The organism is Streptomyces sp. NBC_00659 (genome assembly GCF_036226925.1).
GTDB lineage: Bacteria > Actinomycetota > Actinomycetes > Streptomycetales > Streptomycetaceae > Streptomyces.
On record NZ_CP109031.1, the window covers coordinates 5,246,541 to 5,269,044 of the forward strand.

The 22,504-nt window shown below is 69.8% G+C and carries 23 protein-coding genes and 1 tRNA gene; 16 read left to right on the top strand and 8 right to left on the bottom strand.

Features of this window, described 5'->3' with window-relative positions; all coding sequences use genetic code 11:
• The first annotated feature begins 21 nt into the window (after window positions 1–21).
• The 7 genes from OG410_RS22850 to OG410_RS22880 all read left to right on the top strand — a co-directional run bounded on the left by OG410_RS22850 (window position 22) and on the right by OG410_RS22880 (window position 5,793).
• The gene (locus tag OG410_RS22850; RefSeq protein ID WP_329300910.1) at window positions 22–492 is read left to right on the top strand and encodes a hypothetical protein; all 471 of its coding nucleotides are present in this window, start codon (window positions 22–24) and stop codon (window positions 490–492) included.
• 15 nt (window positions 493–507) lie between these two features.
• The gene (locus tag OG410_RS22855) at window positions 508–771 is read left to right on the top strand and encodes a hypothetical protein (protein ID WP_329300911.1); all 264 of its coding nucleotides are present in this window, start codon (window positions 508–510) and stop codon (window positions 769–771) included.
• A gap of 86 nt (window positions 772–857) precedes the next feature.
• Entirely contained in the window at window positions 858–1,547 is a 690-nt protein-coding gene (locus tag OG410_RS22860) for a class I SAM-dependent methyltransferase (protein ID WP_329300912.1), read from the top strand.
• The gene (locus OG410_RS22865; RefSeq protein WP_329300913.1) at window positions 1,544–2,383 is read left to right on the top strand and encodes a bifunctional DNA primase/polymerase; all 840 of its coding nucleotides are present in this window, start codon (window positions 1,544–1,546) and stop codon (window positions 2,381–2,383) included. The genes OG410_RS22860 and OG410_RS22865 overlap by 4 nt, the downstream gene beginning before the upstream one ends.
• Before the next feature lie 2 nt (window positions 2,384–2,385).
• A complete protein-coding gene (locus OG410_RS22870; RefSeq protein ID WP_329300914.1) occupies window positions 2,386–3,858 on the top strand; it encodes an ATP-binding protein in 1,473 nt (490 codons plus the stop codon).
• A 457-nt stretch (window positions 3,859–4,315) separates the two neighbouring features.
• On the top strand, window positions 4,316–4,537 hold the full coding sequence (locus OG410_RS22875; RefSeq protein WP_329300915.1) for a helix-turn-helix domain-containing protein: 222 nt from the start codon (window positions 4,316–4,318) through the stop codon (window positions 4,535–4,537).
• Window positions 4,538–4,611: 74 nt separating this feature from the next.
• Window positions 4,612–5,793 (top strand): site-specific integrase, encoded by a 1,182-nt coding sequence (locus OG410_RS22880; protein ID WP_329300916.1) that lies wholly within the window; start codon window positions 4,612–4,614, stop codon window positions 5,791–5,793.
• 83 nt (window positions 5,794–5,876) lie between these two features.
• Here OG410_RS22880 and OG410_RS22885 read toward each other — a convergent pair.
• The 3 genes from OG410_RS22885 to OG410_RS22895 form a co-directional block, all read right to left on the bottom strand.
• Window positions 5,877–5,950, bottom strand: a tRNA-Pro gene (locus OG410_RS22885).
• Window positions 5,951–5,978: 28 nt separating this feature from the next.
• Complete coding sequence (locus OG410_RS22890) at window positions 5,979–6,767, bottom strand: Pr6Pr family membrane protein (protein ID WP_329300917.1); 789 nt, start codon at window positions 6,765–6,767, stop codon at window positions 5,979–5,981.
• A gap of 504 nt (window positions 6,768–7,271) precedes the next feature.
• Complete coding sequence (locus OG410_RS22895) at window positions 7,272–8,198, bottom strand: metallophosphoesterase (protein ID WP_329300918.1); 927 nt, start codon at window positions 8,196–8,198, stop codon at window positions 7,272–7,274.
• A 173-nt stretch (window positions 8,199–8,371) separates the two neighbouring features.
• Here OG410_RS22895 and OG410_RS22900 point away from each other — a divergent pair, with 173 nt between their 5' ends.
• Window positions 8,372–8,836: a GatB/YqeY domain-containing protein gene (locus OG410_RS22900; RefSeq protein WP_329300919.1), complete on the top strand. Its 465-nt coding sequence runs from the start codon at window positions 8,372–8,374 to the stop codon at window positions 8,834–8,836.
• A 140-nt stretch (window positions 8,837–8,976) separates the two neighbouring features.
• On the opposite strand, the gene OG410_RS22905 is transcribed toward OG410_RS22900, so the two are convergent.
• Window positions 8,977–11,262 (bottom strand): transglycosylase domain-containing protein, encoded by a 2,286-nt coding sequence (locus OG410_RS22905; RefSeq protein ID WP_329300920.1) that lies wholly within the window; start codon window positions 11,260–11,262, stop codon window positions 8,977–8,979.
• A 405-nt stretch (window positions 11,263–11,667) separates the two neighbouring features.
• Between OG410_RS22905 and wblA the strand changes: the two genes are divergently transcribed.
• Window positions 11,668–12,006: a transcriptional regulator WblA gene (gene wblA / locus OG410_RS22910; protein ID WP_028799159.1), complete on the top strand. Its 339-nt coding sequence runs from the start codon at window positions 11,668–11,670 to the stop codon at window positions 12,004–12,006.
• 164 nt (window positions 12,007–12,170) lie between these two features.
• Here the strand turns inward: wblA and OG410_RS22915 are convergent, their stop codons facing one another.
• Both OG410_RS22915 and OG410_RS22920 read right to left on the bottom strand, forming a co-directional pair.
• Window positions 12,171–13,610 (bottom strand): ArsA family ATPase, encoded by a 1,440-nt coding sequence (locus OG410_RS22915; RefSeq protein WP_329300921.1) that lies wholly within the window; start codon window positions 13,608–13,610, stop codon window positions 12,171–12,173.
• Entirely contained in the window at window positions 13,607–14,584 is a 978-nt protein-coding gene (locus OG410_RS22920; RefSeq protein WP_329300922.1) for an ArsA family ATPase, read from the bottom strand. Before OG410_RS22920 ends, OG410_RS22915 begins: the two co-directional genes overlap by 4 nt.
• Window positions 14,585–14,710: 126 nt before the next feature.
• Between OG410_RS22920 and OG410_RS22925 the strand changes: the two genes are divergently transcribed.
• The 4 genes from OG410_RS22925 to OG410_RS22940 all read left to right on the top strand — a co-directional run bounded on the left by OG410_RS22925 (window position 14,711) and on the right by OG410_RS22940 (window position 17,396).
• Window positions 14,711–14,872 (top strand): DUF4177 domain-containing protein, encoded by a 162-nt coding sequence (locus OG410_RS22925; protein ID WP_261704751.1) that lies wholly within the window; start codon window positions 14,711–14,713, stop codon window positions 14,870–14,872.
• Window positions 14,869–15,339, top strand: coding sequence for a RidA family protein (locus OG410_RS22930; protein ID WP_326786491.1), 471 nt, complete (start codon window positions 14,869–14,871; stop codon window positions 15,337–15,339). Before OG410_RS22925 ends, OG410_RS22930 begins: the two co-directional genes overlap by 4 nt.
• A gap of 360 nt (window positions 15,340–15,699) precedes the next feature.
• Window positions 15,700–16,569: an NUDIX hydrolase gene (locus OG410_RS22935; protein WP_329300923.1), complete on the top strand. Its 870-nt coding sequence runs from the start codon at window positions 15,700–15,702 to the stop codon at window positions 16,567–16,569.
• Entirely contained in the window at window positions 16,566–17,396 is an 831-nt protein-coding gene (locus tag OG410_RS22940; RefSeq protein WP_329300924.1) for an MBL fold metallo-hydrolase, read from the top strand. The genes OG410_RS22935 and OG410_RS22940 overlap by 4 nt, the downstream gene beginning before the upstream one ends.
• 65 nt (window positions 17,397–17,461) lie before the next feature.
• Here the strand turns inward: OG410_RS22940 and OG410_RS22945 are convergent, their stop codons facing one another.
• Both OG410_RS22945 and OG410_RS22950 read right to left on the bottom strand, forming a co-directional pair.
• A complete protein-coding gene (locus OG410_RS22945; protein WP_329300925.1) occupies window positions 17,462–18,280 on the bottom strand; it encodes a nucleotidyltransferase domain-containing protein in 819 nt (272 codons plus the stop codon).
• A gap of 110 nt (window positions 18,281–18,390) precedes the next feature.
• Complete coding sequence (locus OG410_RS22950) at window positions 18,391–19,065, bottom strand: Crp/Fnr family transcriptional regulator (RefSeq protein ID WP_006382668.1); 675 nt, start codon at window positions 19,063–19,065, stop codon at window positions 18,391–18,393.
• Window positions 19,066–19,401: 336 nt separating this feature from the next.
• Here OG410_RS22950 and nth point away from each other — a divergent pair, with 336 nt between their 5' ends.
• The 3 genes from nth to OG410_RS22965 are packed head-to-tail and all read left to right on the top strand — an operon-like array spanning window position 19,402 to window position 22,439.
• Window positions 19,402–20,463: an endonuclease III gene (gene nth / locus OG410_RS22955; protein WP_329300926.1), complete on the top strand. Its 1,062-nt coding sequence runs from the start codon at window positions 19,402–19,404 to the stop codon at window positions 20,461–20,463.
• Window positions 20,464–20,515: 52 nt separating this feature from the next.
• Window positions 20,516–21,226 carry an NUDIX hydrolase gene (locus OG410_RS22960; RefSeq protein ID WP_329300927.1) on the top strand — a complete coding sequence of 237 codons (711 nt, stop codon included), beginning with the start codon at window positions 20,516–20,518 and terminating at the stop codon, window positions 21,224–21,226.
• A 13-nt stretch (window positions 21,227–21,239) separates the two neighbouring features.
• Window positions 21,240–22,439: a MarP family serine protease gene (locus tag OG410_RS22965; protein WP_329300928.1), complete on the top strand. Its 1,200-nt coding sequence runs from the start codon at window positions 21,240–21,242 to the stop codon at window positions 22,437–22,439.
• Window positions 22,440–22,504 lie beyond the last annotated feature (65 nt).

Consider the following 22,504-nt stretch of genomic DNA (forward strand, 5'->3'; position numbering starts at 1 on the left):
GTGCACCGGAAGGGATTCCGCATGTACCCCGAGCAGTCCGGATACCTGCCCGCAGAGCGGGCCGTGACCGTCCACCAGCCGCAGCCCCTCGCCCCCTATGACCCCGGTCCGTCGATCGCGTTGGACCCGTACGGCGAGCGTCAGCCGGTGGTGTGGGTGCCCGACGCCTACGGGCGCATGGTCCCCATGCCCAAGCACCTCGCCCCCGCCCCCGTCCTCGCCCCCGAGCCGCGCGACCTCACCCCGCTCCCGCTCCTGGACCCCGTCGCCCAGCGCTTCATGGGCGCCGGACTCGGAGGCGGCGCCCTCGCCGCCGGCGTCGGCTACGGCGTGGGCGAGATCGTCAGCGCCGCCGCCGGAATCAGCGGCGGAGCCCTCGTGTGGGTCGCCGTCATCGTCCTCGCCCTGCGCGCCCCCGCCATCACTGGCGGCAAGGGCAGCACGGTCAACATCCGCAAAGCCGTGATCAAACGGAACAAGTTCTACGGCTGACAAGGAGCCGCACCCATGCGACTGCGCATCGAACGAACCGACTGGCTGCGCCCCGGCCTGTACCTGACCGACACCCCACGGCCGCACTGCCGTGACTGCGGCGGCCACGGGGTCCAGGAGCGGGACTACGGCGACGAGACGGGCGAGTACGTCGGCACCAACTGGGCCTACTACGCGTGCTGGAACGCCAACGGCCGCTGGCTGCTCCTGCCCATCCCGCGCAAGCCGCTGCCCCGCCCGGGTCCCGACCCGTGGGCCAGCAACGAACCGCCCCTCTAGCCACGCCAAGGGCGGCCCCCACTCCGCCAAGAACCGGGGCCGCCCTTGCTCGCCAGCATCCGTCCAAGGAACTGGAGACATCCAGCATGACGCAACCTACCGACATCCGGCGAGTGCGCGGCTTACGGCCGCGACTGCTGGATCTGTTCTGCTGCCAGGGCGGCGCAGCCAAGGGCTACGACGACGCCGGGTTCGACGTGACCGGCGTCGACAAGGACCCCCAGCCCCGCTACCCGTACGCGTTCGTCCAGGCCGACGCCATCGCGTTCGTCCTCGCCCACGGCGGAGAGTTCGACTTCATCCACGCCTCGCCCCCGTGCCAGTTCGACAGTGACTGTCAGCGCATCCAGGGCAACCCCCATCCCGACCTGATCGCCCCGACCCGTGCCGCCCTCGAACTGACGGGACGGCCTTGGGTGATTGAGAACGTGGGCGGGGCGGTGCCCAAACTTCGTGCCCCGGTGATGCTGTGCGGGCCGATGTTCCACGTGGCTACCTACCGGCACCGGTTCTTGGAGCCCGGGGGAGGCTTCAGCCTCCCTCAGCCCTACCACCCGGCACACACCGTTCCGCAGGCCAAGATGGGCCGCCCCATCCCGCCGGGCCACTACGGCCAGTTCGTCGGGAACTTCTCCGGTGTCGACCACGCCCGCCGCGTCATGGGCGTGCCGTGGATGAACCGCGACGGCATCCGCGAGTGCATCCCGCCCGCCTACGCCCGTTGGACTGGCACTCACGCCCGCTACAGCCTTCGTGCCAAGGCGGTGGCCGCATGAGCGAGCATCTGCGCACTGCCCTCCGGCTCGCGGCCGACGGCGTGCCCGCCCTGCCGCTGCGCCGGGGGAAGCTGCCGTTCGGGAACTGCCCAGCCTGCGCGCACAACGCGTGCGGTGGTCGGCCGAACATGAAGACTCCCGGACCCTGCGTCTGTCCGCAGCCGTGCCACGGCTGGGCCGCCGCGGCCACCGACCCGCGCGTCCTCAACTCCCTTGCGTGGGCTTCGGCGTGGCAGCATGCGGCGACGGTCGCCTACCACCCCGGCGGCGCCGGGGTGACCGTGGTCGACCTGGATGACCTCGCGGCCATCGCGTGGGCCCGTGAGACTCTGCCCGCCACCCGGACCGTGACCACCACCCGGGGTGAGCACTGGATCTACCGGGGCACCATGCAGTCCGCCAACGCCGTGCGGCCCGGAGTCGACATCAAGTCCCTTATGCAGTATGCCCGTTGGCTCGGACTCGGCACCGGCGTCACGGCTGCTCTCCCGGATGCTGCGCGCGCGTTGACAGTAAAGGAACCGTCCACGGCTGGCAGGGCACCACAGACGTTCTCAGTACCCCTGAGCGGCCAGCGGGGGGAGTGCCCGCACCGCACGCCGGCCTATCTGGCCCGTGGCATCGCCATGGCAGAACAGCGCATCACCGAAGCCCGCGGGGCGGTGCACGCCACCGTGTACCGGACGTTCCTCGCCGTGCTGTCCACGCACGGCCGGTGCGGCTGCCTCACCGAGGAGCACACCGCGCGGCTGTTCACCGCGGCGCAGGCCAAGGGCGAATCACCGAGGCACTGCACCGACGCGTGGACCAACGCCCTGACCACGTTGGGACTGTGACCATGTCCGACGACGAAAAGAACCCTGCCCGCGAGGTCATCACCGACTACGCACAGGCGCACTTCCGGTACTTCCGCACCGCCGACGGGACCGTGTACGCGCAGAAGAACGGCCACCCCGTCGCCCGTCCGATCCGCTCCCAGGGCACCACGGGAAGCCACCGCCAGGAACTCATGGTCGGCCTGTTCAAGGACGGAATCGGCGTGTTCAACGGGACCGCCCTCAAGGAGGCGTTGGACTTGATCGAAGCGCTCGCGCTGTACGAGGACACGCACGCCGTGCACATCCGCGTGGCTCCCGGGTTCGACGGGGCGACGTGGCTGGACCTGGGCCGCAACGACGGGCAGTCCGTCCGCATCCACCCCACCGGATGGGACATCACCGTTCCCGACCCTCGGGAAGTGTGCTGGCGGCGGACTCAGCTCACCGGGGAACTGCCGCTGCCGGCCAAGGACACCGACGGCAAGGGCATCGACCTGCTGATGCGGCTCTGCAACTTTGCCAATGCGGAGACGGAATGCCTGGCCATCGCGTGGCTGATCGGTTGCCTCGGTCCGTCCGTGCCGGTACCTGCGCCGTTCCTCACCGGACCGCAGGGAGCGGGCAAGTCGACTGGTGGGCGGATGCTCGTGCGGATCGTCGAGGGTATGAGCGGTGACTTGCGCCGGGCCCCGAAGGACGAGGAGAACCTGATCGCGGCGGTGGCGGCGGGATGGGTCACCGCGCTGGACAACCTCTCCCACATGACGCCGGATCTGTCCGATGCGATGTGCTGCATCGTCACGGGAGCCGAGAGCGTCAAGCGGGCCCTGTTCACCGACGGGGACGTCTTCCGTGCCCGCTACCGACGGCCGCTCCTGCTGACCGGTATCGACGTCGGCGTCATCCGGCCCGACCTCGCGGAACGGCTCTTGCCGCTGCGGTTGGAGCGGCCCCGTGTCCGGCGCACTGAGGCGGAGCTGTGGGCGGAGTACGCGGACGTGCTGCCCGTCGTCCTCGGCTCGCTCCTGGATCTCACGGTCAAGGTCCGCGCAGCCGAGGCGGAGACGCCCAGCGATCTGCGGATGGCGGACTTCGCGCACCTGTGTGCGCAGCTCGACGCGGCCACCGGCCTCGGAGCGCTCCCCGCCTACCGGGCCAGTCTGGACGACCTGAACGACGACGTTATTGAGGGCGACTTGCTGGCGCAGACCGTCCTTCGGCACGCCGCGGACATCGAGCCGGGCGCGGCGCAGCAGATGACGTCCACGGAGTGGCTGCACTGCCTTAGTCGCCTCTACGGCGGCGAGGAACTGCGGCCCCTGCCCAAGGGGTGGCCGACCACCGGCAAAGTCCTCTCCGACCGGCTCAAGCGTCTCCAGCCGACGCTTGCCGCGCGGGGCGTCCTCATCGACTCGGGCCGCACCAGGGAGGGCCGCTACATCGAGGTGACTCGCTCGTCGGCTCCGCCCTCGCACGAGCAGCAGGCTTTCTGACCGGCACCGACCTCGAACGTACGAGCAAGAGGAGCACCATCGGCCCGGCGTGCTCCTCTTGCTGTTCGGCGGCGGCGCCGCCCTGCGATGAACGCGCCGCGAAGCGGCTCCTTCTTCATGCTCTGAGCCGCACCGCACCACCACAGACATCTCCCTCTTTTTCCTAAGTAGGAAGCGCTGCGTCACCTGCGTCACGGCGGCCCGCAAAACGGCGGGTGACCTGGGCATACAGCAGTGACGCAGACGGCCCCCGGCTGCGTCACGCCGCGTCACCCGCGTCACGGATGACGGACAGCCTGCGTCACCCGTGACGCACCCTTGCCCCTCTGCGTCACCAAAAACCGCAGGTCAGAAGCCTGAATGACGCAGGTGACGCTGTGACGCAGAAATCCACACCTCGGACAGGCGCGCCCCCCTGACAAGCACTCATGACCCTCCCGCTAGGAGGCACTCCGGAATGAGCGTCACGCTCGCCCCTCACCTTGAGCGGCTCTTGTACCGGCCGGAAGAAGCAGCGGCCACGCTCGGCATCGGCCGGTCGCTGATCTACGAGGAAATCCGCCTCGGACGACTCCGGACGGTCCGCATCGGTCGTCGCCGACTTGTCCCGCCTGAGTACGTCGCGCAGTACGTCGAACTCCTTAAGCGCGAAGCGGAAGCCGTCGCCCGAACCGCCTGAACACCGTTCCACCCCTACGCACTTCGGCAGGGCCGCGCTTCCATAGCGCGGCCCTGCCGTTTGGAGAGCACCACATGACCGAGACGCCGAAGCGTGCCCGCAGAGCTGGCCACGGTGAAGACACGATCTATTGGGACGCCGCGAAGAATCGCTACGTCGGCGCGGTATCTCTGGGGTACGCCCCGAACGGCAAGCGTCGTCGCCCGAAGGTCTACGGCAAGACCAAGACCGAGGTGCGCCAGAAGATCCGTGACCTGAAGAAGGAAGTGCAATCCGGCGTCAAAGCGCCGGCCAACTACACCGTGACCGATGCAGTGAACGACTGGCTTGAGCGCGGGCTCAAGGGACGCGATGAGAAGGGCACCATCGGCAAGAACCGCTCGATGGCGAACAAGCACCTCATCCCATTCATCGGCAAGGCAAAACTGAAAGACCTCAGCGCGGACGATGTCGACGACTGGCTGGACGACAGGGCTGAGTTCCTCGCGACGCGCAGCCTTCGCGACCTCCTCGCCGTTCTCCGTCGCTCCATCGAGCAGGCACAGCGAAGGGACAAGGCCGCGCGGAACGTCGCCCTACTCGTCACCGCGCCGGAAGGGCGGCCCGGACGTCCGAGCAAGGCACTGAACTTGAAGCAGGCGGAAGCTGTGCTTGCTGCCGCTCGCCCGTCACGGCTGTACGCCTACCTTGTGCTCTCGCTACTCGGCGGTGTGCGGACGGAAGAGGCGCGGCCCCTCACCTGGGACCACGTCTTCTTGGAGACAGGGGATGGTGTGCCGTCGCACGTCGCTGTATGGCGGTCGGTGCGCAAGCACGGCGAGACAAAGACCAGGAAGAGCCGCCGGACCATCGCCCTGCCGCAACAGGTGGTCGACGTGCTCGAAGAGCACAAGCGGTGGCAGAAGCAGGAGCGGGCGTCGAAGGGGATGGAGTGGAGTCCGGCCGGCCGCGTATTCACCACCCGGAGCGGTGAGCCGCTGGACGCGGCAAACGTGCGGCGTGACTTCAAAGCCATAGTGAGGAAGGCAGGACTCGCGCCTGAGTGGACTCCGCGGGAGCTGAGGCACAGCTTCGTCTCGCTGCTCTCGGACCACGGCATCCCGTTGGAGCGCATCGCGCAGCTTGTCGGACACACCAGCCAGGCGACGACGGAAGCCGTCTACCGCAAACAGCTCCGGCCGGTCATCACTGAGGGTGCGGAAGCGATGGACGAGATCTTTGCCCAGCGGCGCGAGGCGCCCGTTCGCGAGGCTTGATCAGAATCCGTTGGCCCCCTGTTTGGCTCCCCAAGCACGACAGAGGCCCATTCGCGATCACGCGAATGGGCCTCTGACCTGTGTCGGGGTGGCGGGATTTGAACCCACGACCTCTTCGTCCCGAACGAAGCGCGCTGCCAAGCTGCGCTACACCCCGATTGTCGCTGCTCTCGCGGCGACGTCGTTTACTTTAGCCCACCGGTGGCCTGAGACGAAATCCGGTTTTCTGGGCGTCGGAGGCGGCGTCGGACGGGGTCGGGGCGCACGTGGTCGAGGACGACGATGAGGAGGGCCAGGACGTAGAAGGCGACGCCGAGGATGGCGGTGTTGCCGAGGACGCCTCCGTAGCCGTGCCGTTCCGCGTCGACGAAGGAGTAGAGGTAGCGCGCCGGGGTTCCGGGCGTCAGCATCGCGCCCCGGGCGAGGCAGAACGCCAGGTAGGCGAGGGGGTAGATCAGCCACGTCGCCGCGTTGCGCAGTGCCAGCGGGGTCGGGCGGGTCAGCAGCAGCCAGTCGAGGACCACGGCGATCGGCGTGACCGTGTGGAGGAGCTGATTGGCGACCGCGTGCCAGCCGGAGAGCGCATCGTTGCCTCCGGTCATGGAGAACGGGGTCGACTGGTCCGCCAGGATGAGGTGGTAGACCAGGCCCGTGATCGAGATGTAGATCAATGTGCCGCCGGTCAGCACCCCGGGCAGGGGCCTGCGCGCCGACCAGGCCCGGCGGGCGGATGCCGCGAAGACCACGGCGACGAGCAGGTTGGTCTGGATCGTGAAGTAGCTCAGCACGCGGGCCGGGGAGCCCAGCTTCATCTCGATGGCCACGCCTGTCATCGCCGCGAGGGCCGCCAGGGCGCGGTAGGCCGCCACGGCCGGGCGGGGGGAGGGGGCCACCACCGCCGTCGCGGGGACGAAGGAGCGGGTCGACGGGAGGATGCCCGGTATCGCGGGGAGATCGGGTATGTCCCTGGGCATAGGGGTGATCATGCCCTCACGCTAAGCGGATCGGGGCATTCGGGCGATATGGGTCGACTAGGTGGGTTACGCGGCCGTTCGGTGACGTTTTGCGGTGACGACGTCCAGCGGTGACGTCCTACGTCCAGCGGTGACGTCCTACGTCCGGCGGTGACGTCCTACGTCCGACGGTGATGTCGCCCGGTGGCGTCGCCACACCGGCGTCGGCGCCGTCCGCCGCGCCCCGCGGTGACGGTTCGTGTCGGCGGGACTCTGTGGCGTCTTCGGTCTGTGCAGTCGAGCCCGCGTCTTCACGGGTCGGCCCGGTCCGGCGGAATTCATCCCCGTTCCGGGCCGCCCGGCCATGACGTGACCGGGCGCCGGGCCGGCCATGGCGCGCCCTCGACCCCGATCCCGACCAGGGCACCGCCCCCGAACCAGACCGGGACATCGGCTGCCGCCCACCGGCCGCCGACCCTCGGCCGTAGCCCGCGACCGGCTTCGCCCCTATGCCCCCTGGAACCCCTACGCCCGCTCCACCAGCGTCAGCAGTGACGCCTCCGGCGGGCAGGCGAAGCGGACCGGTGTGTAGCGGCTCGCGCCGCAGCCCGCCGAGACGTGCATGTACGAGGTCCGGCCCTCCGCCGTATGCCTGGAGAGGCCCTTGACGCGGTCCGTGTCCAGGTCGCAGTTGGTGACGAAGGCGCCGTAGAAGGGGAGGCAGATCTGGCCGCCGTGGGTGTGGCCGGCCAGGATCAGGGGGTAGCCGTCGGCCGTGAAGGCGTCCAGGCAGCGCAGGTACGGGGCGTGTACGACGCCCATCGAGAAGTCGGCGGACGCGGACGGGCCGCCGGCCACGCGGGCGTAGCGGTCGCGCTTGATGTGCGGGTCGTCGAGGCCGGTCAGCTCGATCTCCGTGCCCTCTATCTTCAGCGTCCCCCGCGTGTTCGTCAGGTTCAGCCAGCCCGCGGTGTCGAAACCGTCGCGCAGGTCCTCCCACGGGTTGTGGACGGCGCCCACGACCGGCTTGTTGCCGTTCAGCCCGTGACGGCCCGCCGCCTTCTCGAACAAGTAGCGGGCGGGGTTGCGGAGTGTGGGGCCGTAGTAGTCGTTCGAACCGAAGACATAGGCGCCGGGGAGCTCCATCAGGGGGCCGAGTGCGTCCAGCACCTCGGGCACGCCCTCCGGGTCCGAGAGGTTGTCCCCGGTGTTGAGCACGAAGTCGGGGCGCAGTCCGGCCAGGGAGCGCAGCCAGCGCTGCTTCTTGCGCTGTCCGCTCACCATGTGGATGTCCGAGACCTGAAGAATGCGCAACGGCCGCATACCCGGCGGCAGGACCGGAACGGTCACCCGCCGCAGGCGGAAGGAACGGGCCTCGAACCCCGCCGAGTACAGCAGACCGGCGGCGCCCACCGCCGTGATTCCCAGGGGTACTCCGTATCGCGCGCGCATACTCCCATCGTGTCAGACTCCGGTGAGCGCTCTTGACCGCCTGTGGACAGCCCCGGCAACCCCGTCCGGGGCAGCGGGAGAAGATGGTTCCGGACAGGCCGCCGGCCCTCGGTCGGGGCGGCGCCGCGAAATCAACAGGCGTCCGCATCACCGCACCTGCGACACTTGACGGCATGACCACGCTCAAGTCGAAGTTGCAGGAAGACCTCAACGCCGCGATCAAGGGGCGCGACGAGCTCCGCTCCTCGACGATCCGGCTGACCCTCTCCGCGATCACCAATGAGGAGGTCGCGGGCAAGACCAAGCGCGAACTCTCCGACGAGGAAGTGCAGAAGGTGATCGCCCGCGAGGCGAAGAAGCGTCGTGAGGCCGCCGAGGCCTTCACGCAGGGCGGGCGTCCCGAGTCGGCCGAGCGTGAGCGGGCGGAGGGCGAGATCCTCGCCGTGTATCTGCCCAAGCAGCTTTCCGACGAGGAGCTTCAGCAGATCGTCGCCCAGGCCGTCGAGGAGGCCAAGGCGGCCGGCGCCGAGGGGCCGCGCGCGATGGGCGCCGTCATGAAGATCGTGAACCCGAAGGTGGCCGGGCAGGCCGAGGGCGGCCGCGTCGCCGCCGTCGTGAAGCAGTTGCTCGCGGGCTGACGCCATCGCCGATGGGGCCTGTACGGGTCCGGTCGCGCCCGCCGCGCGACACCCGAGAAGCCCTTGACGCCGAACGCCCCGTGGGCCAGGAATCGATCCTGGCCCACGGGGCGTTCGCGCGTCTGCTCCCGGCGTACGGGTCAGCGTTGGCCGCCGTCGCCTCCGTTGCCGCTGTTCGTGTTGCCCTGGATGAACCCGTCGGGGAGGGAGAAGGAAGGAGTCGGGAACACCACTCCGCCGTCGCTCTGGCCGCTGATGGTGCTGCCGTCGGTGGTGCTGCCGTTTCCGTTGCCGCCGTGCCGGCCGCGGCCGCGGTTGTCGTCGTCCTGGCCCTTGTCCTTGTCCTTGTCCCTGTCCGGGTCGGGAATGTTGACCAGGTTGAAGGACGGGGCGTCCTTGCCCGTGAGAGCGCCCGTCATCAGGTCCCGCCAGATCGGGCCGGGGACCTGACCGCCGTACACCTTGTCGTGCCAGACGCCGCCGATCTTGATGTTCCTCATCTGGACCTGCTGGGTGGCGCTGCCGACCCAGACGGCGCCGGACAGGTTCGGCGTGTAGCCGACGAACCAGGCGTTCTTGCGCTCGTCGGTGGTACCGGTCTTGCCGGCGTTGGCGCGGTCGGTGAGACCGGCCTGCTGGCCCGTACCGGAGTCGATCACGCCGCTCAGCAGGCTGTTGACGGTGTCCGCGGTCGTCTCGGACATGGCCCGCGAGCAGGTCGACTTGGGCACGTCCAGGGACTTCTCACGGCCGCCGATCTGCTGGCTGATCGACTCGATGGCGACCGGGGTGCAGTACATGCCGCGGGAGGCGAAGGCGGCGTAGGCCGTGGCCATGGTGAGCGGTGAGATGCCCCTGGCGCCCAGGGCGATGGAGGGCACCTGGGGGAGCTTGTCGCCGTTGCCCTGGACCACGCCGAGCTTGCCGATCTGGTTCATGACCGGGCACAGGCCGATGTCGGAGATCATCTGCACGAAGTAGGTGTTGACCGATTTGGCCATCGCCTCCTTCAGCTGATAGGGGCCCTGCTCGGACTCGCTCTCGTTCGGGACCTTCTCGTTCCTCTGGTTCGTCCACGGCTTGCTGCCGCAGGTCTGCACCGGGCTGGGGTAGGGCATCGAGTTCGGCGAGGAGTACTCCTGCGTCGCCGGCCGGCCCTGCTCCAGCGCGGCCGCTGCCACGAACGGCTTGAACGTCGAGCCGGTCGGGAAGCCGAAGTTCGAGCCGCCCATGTCGTAGTTGACCGAGTAGTTGTACTCGGTCTCGTTCGTTCCGGTACCGAACGCCTTCGACTGGCCCATCCCGAGGATCTTCCCGGTGCCGGGCTCGACCAGGGTGGCCGCCGCCGCGACCTTGTCGGACTTGTAGACGTGGTCCTTCAGCGACGCCTGGATCGACGCCTGGGACTGCGGGTCGAGCGTCGTACGGATCGTCAGGCCGCCCTGGTTCCAGACCTTCGCCCGATCCTCCCTGGTCTTGCCGAAGACCGGGTCGCTCAGGAAGACCTTCTCCACGTACTTGCAGAAGAAGCCGGCGCCCTTGACGGCCGTGATGCAGCCGTTCTTCGGCCGGCTGACGTGCAGCCCGAGCTTCGTCGCCTTGGCGGCGTCGGCCTGCTCCTGGGAGATGTCGTGCACCTCGGCCATGCGCTGCAGCACGGTGTTGCGGCGCTTGAGGGCCTCCTCCTCGTCGTTCACCGGGTCGTACCGGCTCGGCGACTGGACGATGCCCGCGAGCAGCGCGGACTCCTGGAGGTTCAGCTTCTTGGCGGGCTTGGAGAAGTAACGCTGGGAGGCGGCCTCGACGCCGTACGCCTGCTCCCCGAAGAACGTGATGTTCAGGTAGTTCTCGAGGATCTTCTTCTTGCCCAGCTTCTCTTCCAGCTGGATCGCGTACTTGAGCTCGCGGATCTTGCGGCCGATGGTCTGCTGGGTGGCCTGGGCGACCTTCGTCGGGTCGTCGCCGGCCTCCTCGACGAAGTAGTTCTTCACCAGCTGCTGGGTCAGGGTGGAGGCACCCTGGGACACCCCGCCGTTCTGCGCGTTCTGGTTGACCGCGCGGAGGATGCCCTTCAGGTCGATCGCGCCGTGCTGGTAGAAGCGCGAGTCCTCGATCGCGACGATCGCCTTCTGCATGTAGGGCGAGATGTTCTTGAGGTCGAGCACCGTGCGGTCGCGCGAGTAGACCGTCGCGATCTGCCCGCCCTTGCTGTCCAGGATCGTGGTCCGCTGACTCAGCGACGGACTCTTCAGATTGTCTGGAATGTCGTCGAACCCCTGGACCGAGCCCTTGGCCGCCAGGCCGAGCGCGCCCGCGGCGGGCAGCGCGATTCCGGCCATGACGGCGCCCGCGAGCACGCTGACACCGAGGAACTTGGCGGCCTGCTGCGTAGAGGACAGACCACCGCCCGAGCGCTTCTTTGGCATGAGGGCAGCCTACGTTCTCATTCGCCGGACACGCGTATATGCCTTGGCCTAAGCTGCTCTCAACTGTCACAGCAGTGCGGCCACGTATCAATACGTCCGGCGACCCCGAATCGTTCCGGAGGTTCCGCGTTCTTGTGGAGCGCGTGTCCGAATCAACCTTGTGTGTCACATGGTGCCCGTTGTGACTCGACCCAACTGTCCTGGTTTGCCGGGATGGTCGCGCATGTCCTCGGCTCACTCCCCCGGGTGATCTGCCGCTTACGCATAGTCCGTTCGGGCCATTCAAGATTGGGCCCGAAGGGGGTGTTGCGCTGTGCCCACCTTCCGTAACGTCCTCAACTGGCGGCGGTGAATATGCCGCTGCCGCCGTGGGGGAGCCTCGATTCGGGAGAGGACGGCGCCGGTATGGGCTGGGTAACCGACTGGAGTGCGCAGGCGGCCTGCCGCACTACCGATCCAGATGAACTGTTCGTTCAAGGAGCAGCGCAGAACAGGGCCAAGGCAGTGTGCACCGGATGTCCGGTTCGCACGGAGTGCCTCGCCGACGCGCTCGACAACCGCGTCGAATTCGGCGTGTGGGGTGGCATGACCGAGCGTGAGCGCCGCGCATTGCTGCGCCGGCGGCCGACCGTCACCTCGTGGCGTCGCCTGCTCGAGACCGCGCGTACGGAGTACGAGCGCGGGGCGGGCCTGCTGCCCCTCGACGAGGAAGAGGTGTACGAGCGCTACGCGGCCGTGGGGTGAGGGGAGCCGCCCGGCGCGGCCAGGACGCCGCTCTCGGGCCCCTCAAGCCCGCCAGGGCCCTTCCCGGGCCCGCTCGGTGGTCGCGGGGACCGGGCAGGGACTGAAGCGTCCCCGCGGGGTCTCCGTACTCGGCTTTCGGGGAGCTCCGGCCGGTGGGCCGCGGCTCAGCTTTCGGGGAGCTCCGGCCGGTGGGCCGCGAGCCGGTTCCCGATGTCCCGCAGCCCCGCGAGATCGTGCACGTCGCCGGGCAGCGCGGCCACTTCGGCCACCGGCACCTCCGGGTGGCGCGCGGCGAAGCGGTCACGCGTGCGCTGCTCGCGGGAGAGCAGCTGCATGCGCTCGGCGTGCAGTCTCAGCAGGCCTGCGGTGAGCTGGTCGATGGATCGCTCGGGGTCCGTAGCGGTGGTGTGGTCCGTGCCGGCCGTTCTGTCCGTGATGGCGGGGGAGCCTTCGTCGGGAGCTGATGCACCGGAAGCCGGTGATTCTGAACTGCCGTACGTGCCGGGAGCGTTACGAAGTCCAGCTTTCCCGTCCGCCTGATCCACAATGCGGGCCTCGGCAAGATTTTCCGCGGTGGAGGTTTCCGGGTTTTCCGCTGCGGCGGACTCAGCGGTCTCCCCGGTGGATTCCGGGTTCTCCGGGTCGGCGGAGCCGTTGGCGGAGTCGTTGGCGGAATCGAGATCTTCCGCGGCGGCGAGCGCCCGCTCGGCGGACAGCTGGGTGGCTCCGCTGCCGTGCACCCGGTTGAGCACCAGCCCGGCGAACGGCATCTCCTCCGCGGCCAGCCGCTGCACGAAGTACGCGGCCTCGCGCAGCGCGTCCCGCTCGGGCGCCGCCACCACCAGGAACGCGGTGCCGGGTGCCTGGAGCAGCTTGTACGTGGCGTCGGCCCGCGTACGGAAACCGCCGAAGGTGGTGTCCATGGCCGCGACGAACGTCTGCACGTCCTTGAGGAGTTGGCCCCCGAGCAGCTTGCCCAGGGTGCCCGTCATCATCGACATCCCGACGTTCAGGAACTTCATGCCCGCCCGGCCGCCCAGCTTCGCCGGAGCCGTCAGCAGCCGGATCAGCCGCCCGTCGAGGAACGAACCGAGCCGCTTCGGGGCGTCCAGGAAGTCCAGTGCCGAGCGCGACGGGGGCGTGTCGACCACGATCAGGTCCCACTCGTCGCGTGCCCGCAACTGGCCCAGCTTCTCCATCGCCATGTATTCCTGCGTGCCCGCGAAGCCCGCCGAAAGCGACTGGTAGAAGGGGTTGCCGAGGATGGCAGCCGCCCGGTCGCCGTCCGCGTGCGCCTCGACGATCTCGTCGAACGTGCGCTTCATGTCGAGCATCATGGCGTGCAGCTCGCCGCTCCCCTCGACGCCCTTCACCCGGCGCGGAGTGTTGTCCAGAGAGTCGATTCCCATGGACTGCGCCAGCCTGCGCGCGGGGTCGATGGTGAGCACGACCACCTTGCGGCCGCGCTCCGCGGCCCGCAGCCCGAGAGCCGCCGCCGTGGTCGTCTTGCCGACGCCGCCCGAGCCGCAGCACACCATGATGCGGGTCTCAGGGTCGTCGAGCAGCGGGTCGAGATCGAGGACGCGGGCGGGGTCCAGACTCATGACATCCCTTGCTTACGCAGCTGTGCGGCCAGTTCGTACAGTCCCGCCAGATCCAGGCCCTCGGCGAGCAGCGGGAGTTCGTGCGACGGCAGGCCCTGTTCGGCCAGCACGCTCCGCTGCTCGGTCTCCAGCGTGTACCGCTCCGCGTACTCGTCGGCCTGCTGGAGCAGCGGGTCCACCAGCCGTTCGGCGAGCCCGCCGCGACGCGCGCCGCCGAGGCCGGCCGAGGAGAGCGACTTGGCGATCGCCGAACGGGGAGCCGCCTTCGCCAGCTCCAGGTCGACGCCGTCGAGGAGTGCCGGGCGCACCATGTTCACGATGATCCGGCCCACGGGAAGCTTCGCCGCGCGCAGCTCCGCGATCCCGTCCGCGGTCTCCTGTACGGGCATCTCCTCCAGCAGCGTCACCAAGTGGACCGCCGTCTCCGGCGACTTGAGGACGCGCATGACGGCCTGGGCCTGATTGTGTATCGGGCCGATCTTCGCGAGGCCGGCGACCTCGTCGTTGACGTTCAGGAAGCGGGTGATGCGGCCGGTGGGCGGCGCGTCCATCACCACGTAGTCGTACGTGAAGCGGCCGCTCTTCTCCTTGCGCCGCACCGCCTCGCAGGCTTTGCCGGTCAGGAGGACGTCCCGCAATCCGGGCGCGATGGTGGTCGCGAAGTCGATAGCGCCGAGCTTCTTGAGCGCCCGGCCGGCTCCGCCCAGTTTGTAGAACATCTGGAGGTAGTCCAGCAGCGCCAGTTCGGGGTCGATGGCGAGGGCGTACACCTCCCCGCCCCCCGGAGCGACGGCGATCTTCCGCTCCTCGTAGGGCAGCGCTTCTGTTTCGAAGAGCTGCGCGATGCCCTGTCTGCCCTCGACCTCGACGAGGAGGGCGCGCTTGCCCTCTGTCGCGAGGGCGAGCGCGAGGGCCGCGGCCACCGTGGTCTTGCCGGTACCGCCCTTGCCGCTGACGACCTGGAGCCTGCTCACGTATTCGAGCCTAACCAGTCCGGCGCCGGAGTAAGCAGGAGGCTGTGGACAAGTGGTGCCGACGGCGGCGGGGCGGCGGGTGGCTAGGGCGGGAGCCGGTGGTCGCCAGCGGCTACAGTCGGCCACATGACCAAATGGGAATACTCCACCGTGCCGCTGCTCGTCCACGCCACGAAGCAGATTCTGGACACCTGGGGCGAGGACGGCTGGGAGCTGGTGCAGGTGGTGCCCGGCCCCAACAACCCCGAGCAGCTCGTGGCCTACCTGAAGCGCGAGAAGTCCGCGTGAGCGGGGCTGTCGAGGCGAAGCTCGCCGAACTCGGACTGAGCCTTCCGGGCGTCGTTCCGCCGCTGGCCGCGTATCAGCCCGCGGTGCAGTCGGGCGTGTACGTGTACACCGCGGGGCAGCTTCCGATGGTGGACGGAAAGCTTCCGGTCACCGGGAAGGTGGGGGCCGAGGTCACGGCCGAAGAGGCCAAGGAACTCGCCCGTACGTGCGCGCTGAACGCCCTGGCGGCGGTGAAGTCGGTCGTGGGCGACCTCGATCGCATCGCGCGTGTCGTCAAGGTCGTGGGCTTCGTGGCCTCGGCGTCGGACTTCACCGGGCAGCCGGGTGTGCTGAACGGCGCGAGTGAGCTGCTGGGCGCGGTTCTGGGCGACAAGGGTGTGCACGCGCGGAGCGCGGTCGGTGTGGCCGTGCTGCCGCTGGACGCGCCGGTCGAGGTCGAGATCCAGGTGGAGCTGACGCACGCGTAGCCCTCCGGGGTGTCACCGGGTGCGGTGTCGCTCCGGTGGGTGGGTCGGGGCCGTGCCGGTACATCCGCCCGTCGCCGCTGGATCAGACGTGGGTTTCGTAGGGAACCGCTGCTCGATCCGGACGTGAGCGACGGGCATCTGATGTACCGGCACGGCCCCTTCCCGTGCGCTCCCGGCTGCGGGTGCGTGGTGGCTCGGGTGCCGTCCCTCACGTGCGTGAAATTCAGCCCCTCCGACGTTTGAGGAGTGGGGTCCGGGGCGGAGCCCCGGGTATGGGTCGGTCAGGGGCGGAGGGGGCGAAAAGGGCTTGTCGGGCGCTGAGGCCTCGAACATCCGCCCGGCTCGGGATAGCCTCCGGCCATGGGGAATGGGCAATGGTTTCCGGCGGAGTGGCCGGAGCGGATTCGGGCGCTCGCCGAGGGCACGCTGACGCCGGTCACGCCCCGGCGCGCCGCCACGGTGATGCTGGTCAAGGACGACGAGGCCGGCCCCGTGGTCCACATGCTGCGCCGACGCGCCTCCATGGCCTTCGCCGGAGGCGCGTACGCGTATCCGGGCGGCGGCGTGGACCCGCGCGACGACGAGCAGCAGATCCGCTGGGCGGGTCCCACGCGCGCGTGGTGGGCGCGGCGGCTCGGCGTGGACGAGACCTCCGCGCAGGCCATCGTCTGCGCGGCCGTACGGGAGACGTACGAGGAGGCGGGCGTCCTGCTCGCCGGCCCCAGCCCGGACAGCGTGGTCGGTGACACCACGGGGGACGACTGGGAGGCGGACCGGGCGGCTCTGGTCGCCAGGGATCTGTCCTTCGCGGAGTTCCTCGACCGCAGAGGGCTCGTGCTCCGCTCGGACCTGCTCGGGGCCTGGGCCCGCTGGATCACTCCGGAGTTCGAGTCCCGCCGCTACGACACGTGGTTCTTCGTGGCCGTCCTCCCGGAGGGCCAGCGCACGCGGAACGCCTCCACGGAGGCCGACCGCACCGTGTGGATCCGTCCCGCCGACGCGGCGGCGGGCTACGACAAGGGCGAGCTGCTGATGATGCCGCCCACCATCGCGACCCTGCGCGGGCTCGTGGAGTACGAGAGCTCAGCCGACGCCCTCGCCGGCGCGGCCGCCCGGGATCTGACCCCCGTCCTGGCCGAGGCGCGCCTGGAGGGCGGCGAGATCGTCCTCTCCTGGCCCGGACACGACGAGTTCACCAAGCACATCCCGACCGGCGGAGCATCCGCATGACCGACGCAGCGGCGCTCCCCGGCCAGCCGCGAGGAACGGTCCTCTCCGGCCCCGCCACCGCGCGCGCGGTGAACGTCCTCGCCCCCAACGCCTCCGCGATGACCCTGGACGGCACGAACACGTGGATCGTGTCCGAGCCCGACTCCGAGCTCGCGGTCGTCATCGACCCGGGCCCTCTGGACGACGTCCATCTGCGCACGGTGCTGGACACGGCCGAGAAGGCGGGAAAGCGGGTCGCGCTGACCCTGCTCACGCACGGGCATCCCGACCACGCTGAGGGCGCGTCGCGCTTCGCCGAGCTGTCGGGGACCGCCGTCCGCGCCCTGGATCCCGCGCTGCGGCTCGGGGACGAGGGGCTGGCCGCGGGAGACGTGATCAGCCTCGGCGGGCTCGAACTGCGTGTCGTGCCGACTCCCGGGCACACCGCCGACTCGCTGTGCTTCCATCTCCCGGCCGATCGGGCCGTGCTGACCGGGGACACCGTCCTGGGGCGCGGGACGACCGTGGTGGCCCACCCGGACGGGCGTCTGGGCGACTATCTCGACTCCCTGCGCCGCCTCCGCTCGCTGACGGTCGACGACGGCGTCCACACCGTCCTGCCCGGTCACGGACCGGTCCTCGACGACGCGCAGGGCGCGGTCGAGTTCTATCTGGCCCACCGTGCCCACCGGCTAGCCCAGGTCGAGACCGCCGTCGAGAGCGGCCTCCGGTCGCCCGAAGAGGTCGTCGCCCGCGTCTACGTGGACGTGGACCGGTCGTTGTGGCCCGCGGCCGAGCTGTCGGTGCGGGCCCAGATGGACTATCTGCGGGAGCACGGCCTCATCTAGGGGCATGGGTCCGTGGCCAGGGGGCTGTGTCCGTGGCGCCGTTTTCCGGGGTTCCGGAGGAGGCCTTAGGGGCGGGGCGCCTTGACGCCGTGCACGCGCGCGTACTCCCCGGCAAGCCATGGCCCCAGGTCGTCCGAGTACGAGCGGAGCACGGCGGAGTCGCCGGTCGGCTCGTACCCGCGTACGGCCGCGCCGCGCAGGTCGGCTGCCCGCTCCGGGTAGTACGCGCCGAACGCCTCGGCCATCTCCCCGAGGTCGCTGGTCCAGCCGTTCCAGCGCGGCATGACGAGCGTGAAGCCGGTGCGCACGAGATGCCGGGACATCGAGCGGACCAGCGGGCGCCTGGCGTCGTCGGTGTCCGCGGCCGTGGCGATCCGCTCGCGCCAGCGCGGCAGGAGCAGGGCGAGGCCGCCGTTCGTCTCGCGGGCCAGCAGCGTGTCGGGGCGGTAGCGCGGCAGGTGTCCGGCCAGGTCCTCGCCCAGGAGAGGGGTGCAGAGGCAGGCGACGAACCAGCCGAGGTCGTGGGTCTCCAGGTCGCTCAGCAGCCGTGCCCGGCTGAACAGCAGGGTTCCCACGCCATCGATCTCGGCGAACTCCTTGTCGAGCGCCGCTTCGAGCGCGCGGGCGGCGGCGCGGTCGGTGTCGGTCGGCTCCTCACGCAGCGACAGCAGCAGGTCGAGATCGGAGCGTCCCACGCGCGCGGTGCCGCGCGGGATCGAGCCGTAGAGGTACGCGCTGTCCAGCCGTGCCCCGAACATGTCCTGGACCCGGTCGCGGGCCGCCGCGACGACGGTCCTGAAGGCGTACGGGACGAGCGCGAGCGACCCCTCGCGCTCGATGTACCCCTGGGCGTCGAGCCCTCTGCGGTGCCCCTGTGCGGCCATGCGCCCACTGTGCGGGGAAGGGCTGCCGCGGCGCAGGTCATTTACGGGTGACGACGACGGGGTCCCGCCTCGGTGGAAGGCGGGACCCCGTCGTCGTACGGCCAAAGGAGTCAGCGCGAGCGCTTGGCGAGCCTCTCGACGTCCAGGAGGATCACCGCGCGGGCCTCCAGGCGGAGCCAGCCGCGGCCCGCGAAGTCGGCGAGCGCCTTGTTGACGGTCTCGCGGGAGGCGCCGACCAGCTGGGCCAGCTCCTCCTGCGTGAGGTCGTGCACCACGTGGATGCCCTCTTCGGACTGCACACCGAAGCGGCGCGACAGGTCGAGCAGGGCGCGCGCGACACGGCCGGGCACGTCGGAGAAGACCAGGTCGGACATCTGGTCGTTGGTCTTGCGCAGGCGCCGGGCGACGGCGCGCAGCAGGGCGGCGGCCACCTCGGGGCGGGCGTTCAGCCAGGGCTGGAGGTCGCCGTGGCCGAGGCCGAGCAGCTTGACCTCGGTGAGCGCGGTGGCGGTCGCCGTGCGCGGGCCCGGGTCGAACAGCGACAGTTCGCCGATCAGCTCCCCGGGGCCGAGGACGGCGAGCATGTTCTCGCGCCCGTCGGGGGAGGTGCGGTGGAGCTTCACCTTGCCCTCGGTGACCACATAGAGGCGGTCGCCGGGGTCGCCTTCATGGAAGAGGGCGTCGCCTCGCGCGAGGGTCACCTCACTCATGGAGGCGCGGAGCTCCGCGGCCTGCTCGTCATCGAGCGCCGCGAAGAGCGGGGCGCGCCGCAGAACGTCGTCCACGAGTTCTCTCCTTGTCGACCTGCTCAGGGGACCGTGCTCCCCCTTGGTACCAGGGGACCGTGTTCCCCATCTTGCCGGACGGTCCAAACAGTGTGATCAGTCACAAGTCTGCCGCACTGGCGTCCCGACGAGTGCGGCAGGGGGCCAATTGGGGGCCGATCTTCAGGGTCCGGGGCGGATGTCGGTGCCGGGCTTTAGGCTGGCCGGGTGTCCAAATCGCCGGTGAGAGCACAGGCCAAGGGGGCTGGACGGGTGGGTGTACGTCGCGATTCCGCTGTGGGCGAACAGGCCTCCGACGGAACCGAAGAACAGGCGAAAGCGGCAAAGTCGGCGCCGGTGAAGGCGGTGCCGAGGGCGGCGTCGAAGGCGGCATCGACGACCGTCGGCGGGAAGAGCGCGAAGAAGGCGGCCCCTCGGACCGCCAAGAAGGTGACACCCGCGAGAACGGCTGCCAAGAAGGCGACGCCAGCCGAAGCGACCCCGGCCGAGGCGTCCTCCGGAAGGACGGCCTCCGGGAAATCTGCCTCGAAGAAGGCCGTTCCGGTGAAAGCCGCGTCCAAGAAGGTGTCGCCCGGCGCGGCCGTCTCCAAGAAGACGACGACCGCCGCCTCCGTGCCGCCGCGGAACGAGTCGCACACCGCCCTCGTCCGCCGTGCCCGCCGGATCAACCGCGAACTCGCCGAGGTGTACCCGTACGCCCACCCGGAGCTGGACTTCGAGAACCCCTTCCAGCTCGTCGTCGCCACGGTCCTGTCCGCCCAGACCACCGACCTGCGGGTGAACCAGACGACGCCGGCGCTCTTCGCCAAGTACCCGACCCCCGAGGACCTCGCCGAGGCCAACCCGGAGGAGGTCGAGGAGATCCTGCGTCCGACCGGGTTCTTCCGGGCCAAGACCAAATCCGTCATAGGGCTCTCCAGGGCCCTGAGGGACGACTTCGGGGGCGAGGTGCCCGGCCGCCTCGAAGACCTCGTGAAACTGCCCGGAGTGGGCCGCAAGACCGCCTTCGTCGTGCTCGGCAACGCCTTCGGGCGGCCCGGGATCACCGTGGACACCCATTTCCAGCGGCTGGTGCGGCGCTGGCAGTGGACCGCGGAGACCGACCCGGACAAGATCGAGACGGCCGTCGGCGGGCTCTTCCCGAAGAACGAGTGGACCATGTTGTCCCACCACGTGATCTTCCACGGCCGCCGTATCTGCCACGCCCGCAAGCCCGCCTGCGGCGCCTGCCCCATCGCCCCCCTCTGTCCGGCGTACGGGGAGGGCGAGACGGACCCCGAGAAGGCGGAGAAGCTCCTGAAGTACGAGAAGGGCGGCTTCCCCGGGCAGCGGCTCAACCCCCCGCAGGCCTATCTGGACGCGGGCGGCAGGCCCGCACCCCCGCTGGGCGCCGGATGACGGAACGAACACGGTCCCGGCGGGCGTTGGGAACAGCAGAACGGGGGTGGCGATGAAGCACGCAGGCAACACGCAGAACACGAGCGACGCGGCGGGTGGGCCGGTGCTCAGCAAGGACGGTCTGCCCGGCTGGCTGGACCCGGTCGCGCAGGTCGCGGAGACCGTGGAACCGCTCCAGCTGAGCCGCTTCCTGCCGCCGGCGAACGGCGCGGGCCGCCAGTCCGCGGTGCTCATCCTCTTCGGCGAGGGCCCGCGCGGCCCCGAACTGCTGCTCATGGAACGGGCGGGCACTCTCAGATCGCACGCCGGGCAGCCGTCCTTCCCCGGTGGCGCCCTCGACCCCGAGGACGGCGACCCGAGGACCGACGGGCCGCTGAACGCCGCCCTGCGCGAGGCCGAGGAGGAGACCGGCCTCGACCCGAGCGGCGTCCAGCTCTTCGGCGTACTGCCCAAGCTGTACATCCCGGTCAGCCGGTTCGTGGTCGCCCCCGTCCTCGGCTGGTGGCGCCGCCCGACGCCGGTCGGCGTCGTCGACCCGGGCGAGACGGCTCGGGTCTTCACCGTCCCCGTGGTGGATCTCACGGATCCCGCCAACCGCGCGACCACCGTCCACCCCAGCGGCCACCGAGGCCCGGCATTTCTGGTCGAATCGGCCCTGGTCTGGGGTTTTACGGCCGGAGTGATCGACAAGATCCTGCACTTCGCGGGCTGGGAGCGTCCGTGGGACCGCGAGAAGCAGGTCCCGCTCGACTGGCGCGCGTGACAAGGTGACCTTCGTGAATGTGCTGGACATCCTGTTGCTGGTCGCCGCCGTGTGGTTCGCGATCGTGGGCTATCGCCAGGGCTTCGTCGTCGGCATCCTGTCGGTGATCGGCTTCCTGGGCGGTGGTCTCGTCGCCGTCTACCTGCTCCCGGTCATCTGGAGCTGGACGACCGACGACAGCAAGGTGAGTACGACCGCCGCCGTCGTCGCCGTGGTCGTCGTGATCGTCTGCGCCTCCGTCGGCCAGGCCCTCACCACCCACCTCGGCAACAAGCTCCGGCGGCACATCACCTGGTCCCCGGCCAGAGCCCTGGACGCGACCGGCGGCGCCCTGGTGAACGTCGTGGCGATGCTGCTCGTCGCCTGGCTCATCGGCTCCGCCCTCGCCGGCACGACGCTGCCGACGCTCGGCAAGGAGGTCCGCAGCTCCAAGGTGCTGCTCGGGGTCTCCCGCGCGCTGCCCGCCCAGGCCAACACCTGGTTCGCCGACTTCTCCTCGGTCCTCGCGCAGAACGGCTTCCCGCAGGTCTTCAGCCCGTTCGCCAACGAACCCATCACCGAGGTCCGGCCGCCCGACCCCCAGCTCGCTGCCGGCCCCGTCGCCACCCGCTCGCAGAACTCCATCGTCAAGGTCATGGGCACCGCCCAGAGTTGCGGCAAAGTCCTCGAAGGCACCGGTTTCGTCTTCGGCGACCGCCGTGTGATGACCAACGCGCACGTGGTCGGCGGAGTCGACGAACCCACCGTCCAGATAGGCGGCGAGGGCAAGAAGTACGACGCCACGGTCGTCCTGTACGACTGGGAGCGCGACATCGCCGTACTCGACGTACCGAATCTGAAGGCGCCCGCGCTGCGGTTCAGCACCCAGGACGCGGCCAGCGGCGACAGCGCGATCGTCGCCGGGTTCCCGCAGAACGGCTCGTACAACGTCCAGCCCGCGCGCGTGCGAGGCCGCATCACGGCCACCGGCCCGGACATCTACCACCGCAAGACGGTGCGCCGCGACGTCTACTCGCTCTACGCGACGGTCCGTCAGGGCAACTCCGGCGGACCGCTGCTGACACCCGACGGCAAGGTGTACGGCGTGGTCTTCGCGAAGTCGCTCGACGACGCCGAGACCGGTTACGCGCTCACCGCGGACGAGATCCGGCAGGACATCGTCAAGGGGCGGACGGCCAACCAGCAGGTGGACAGCGACAGCTGCGCGCTCTGACCGGCGGGCGGGACCTCAGCCGGCCGCGTGTGCGGCGATGGCTGCCCGTTCTGACCGGTGGGCGG

What these genes read in the sequence shown, in the direction of transcription:
- OG410_RS22850 (WP_329300910.1), top strand. Translation starts at nt 22, where the DNA reads ATGTACCCCGAGCAGTCCGGATACCTGCCCGCAGAGCGGGCCGTGACC.
- OG410_RS22855 (WP_329300911.1), top strand. Translation starts at nt 508, where the DNA reads ATGCGACTGCGCATCGAACGAACCGACTGGCTGCGCCCCGGCCTGTAC.
- OG410_RS22860 (WP_329300912.1), top strand. Translation starts at nt 858, where the DNA reads ATGACGCAACCTACCGACATCCGGCGAGTGCGCGGCTTACGGCCGCGA.
- OG410_RS22865 (WP_329300913.1), top strand. Translation starts at nt 1,544, where the DNA reads ATGAGCGAGCATCTGCGCACTGCCCTCCGGCTCGCGGCCGACGGCGTG.
- OG410_RS22870 (WP_329300914.1), top strand. Translation starts at nt 2,386, where the DNA reads ATGTCCGACGACGAAAAGAACCCTGCCCGCGAGGTCATCACCGACTAC.
- OG410_RS22875 (WP_329300915.1), top strand. Translation starts at nt 4,316, where the DNA reads ATGAGCGTCACGCTCGCCCCTCACCTTGAGCGGCTCTTGTACCGGCCG.
- OG410_RS22880 (WP_329300916.1), top strand. Translation starts at nt 4,612, where the DNA reads ATGACCGAGACGCCGAAGCGTGCCCGCAGAGCTGGCCACGGTGAAGAC.
- OG410_RS22890 (WP_329300917.1), bottom strand. Translation starts at nt 6,767, where the DNA reads ATGCCCAGGGACATACCCGATCTCCCCGCGATACCGGGCATCCTCCCG.
- OG410_RS22895 (WP_329300918.1), bottom strand. Translation starts at nt 8,198, where the DNA reads ATGCGCGCGCGATACGGAGTACCCCTGGGAATCACGGCGGTGGGCGCC.
- OG410_RS22900 (WP_329300919.1), top strand. Translation starts at nt 8,372, where the DNA reads ATGACCACGCTCAAGTCGAAGTTGCAGGAAGACCTCAACGCCGCGATC.
- OG410_RS22905 (WP_329300920.1), bottom strand. Translation starts at nt 11,262, where the DNA reads ATGCCAAAGAAGCGCTCGGGCGGTGGTCTGTCCTCTACGCAGCAGGCC.
- wblA (WP_028799159.1), top strand. Translation starts at nt 11,668, where the DNA reads ATGGGCTGGGTAACCGACTGGAGTGCGCAGGCGGCCTGCCGCACTACC.
- OG410_RS22915 (WP_329300921.1), bottom strand. Translation starts at nt 13,610, where the DNA reads ATGAGTCTGGACCCCGCCCGCGTCCTCGATCTCGACCCGCTGCTCGAC.
- OG410_RS22925 (WP_261704751.1), top strand. Translation starts at nt 14,711, where the DNA reads ATGACCAAATGGGAATACTCCACCGTGCCGCTGCTCGTCCACGCCACG.
- OG410_RS22935 (WP_329300923.1), top strand. Translation starts at nt 15,700, where the DNA reads ATGGGGAATGGGCAATGGTTTCCGGCGGAGTGGCCGGAGCGGATTCGG.
- OG410_RS22940 (WP_329300924.1), top strand. Translation starts at nt 16,566, where the DNA reads ATGACCGACGCAGCGGCGCTCCCCGGCCAGCCGCGAGGAACGGTCCTC.
- OG410_RS22945 (WP_329300925.1), bottom strand. Translation starts at nt 18,280, where the DNA reads ATGGCCGCACAGGGGCACCGCAGAGGGCTCGACGCCCAGGGGTACATC.
- OG410_RS22960 (WP_329300927.1), top strand. Translation starts at nt 20,516, where the DNA reads ATGAAGCACGCAGGCAACACGCAGAACACGAGCGACGCGGCGGGTGGG.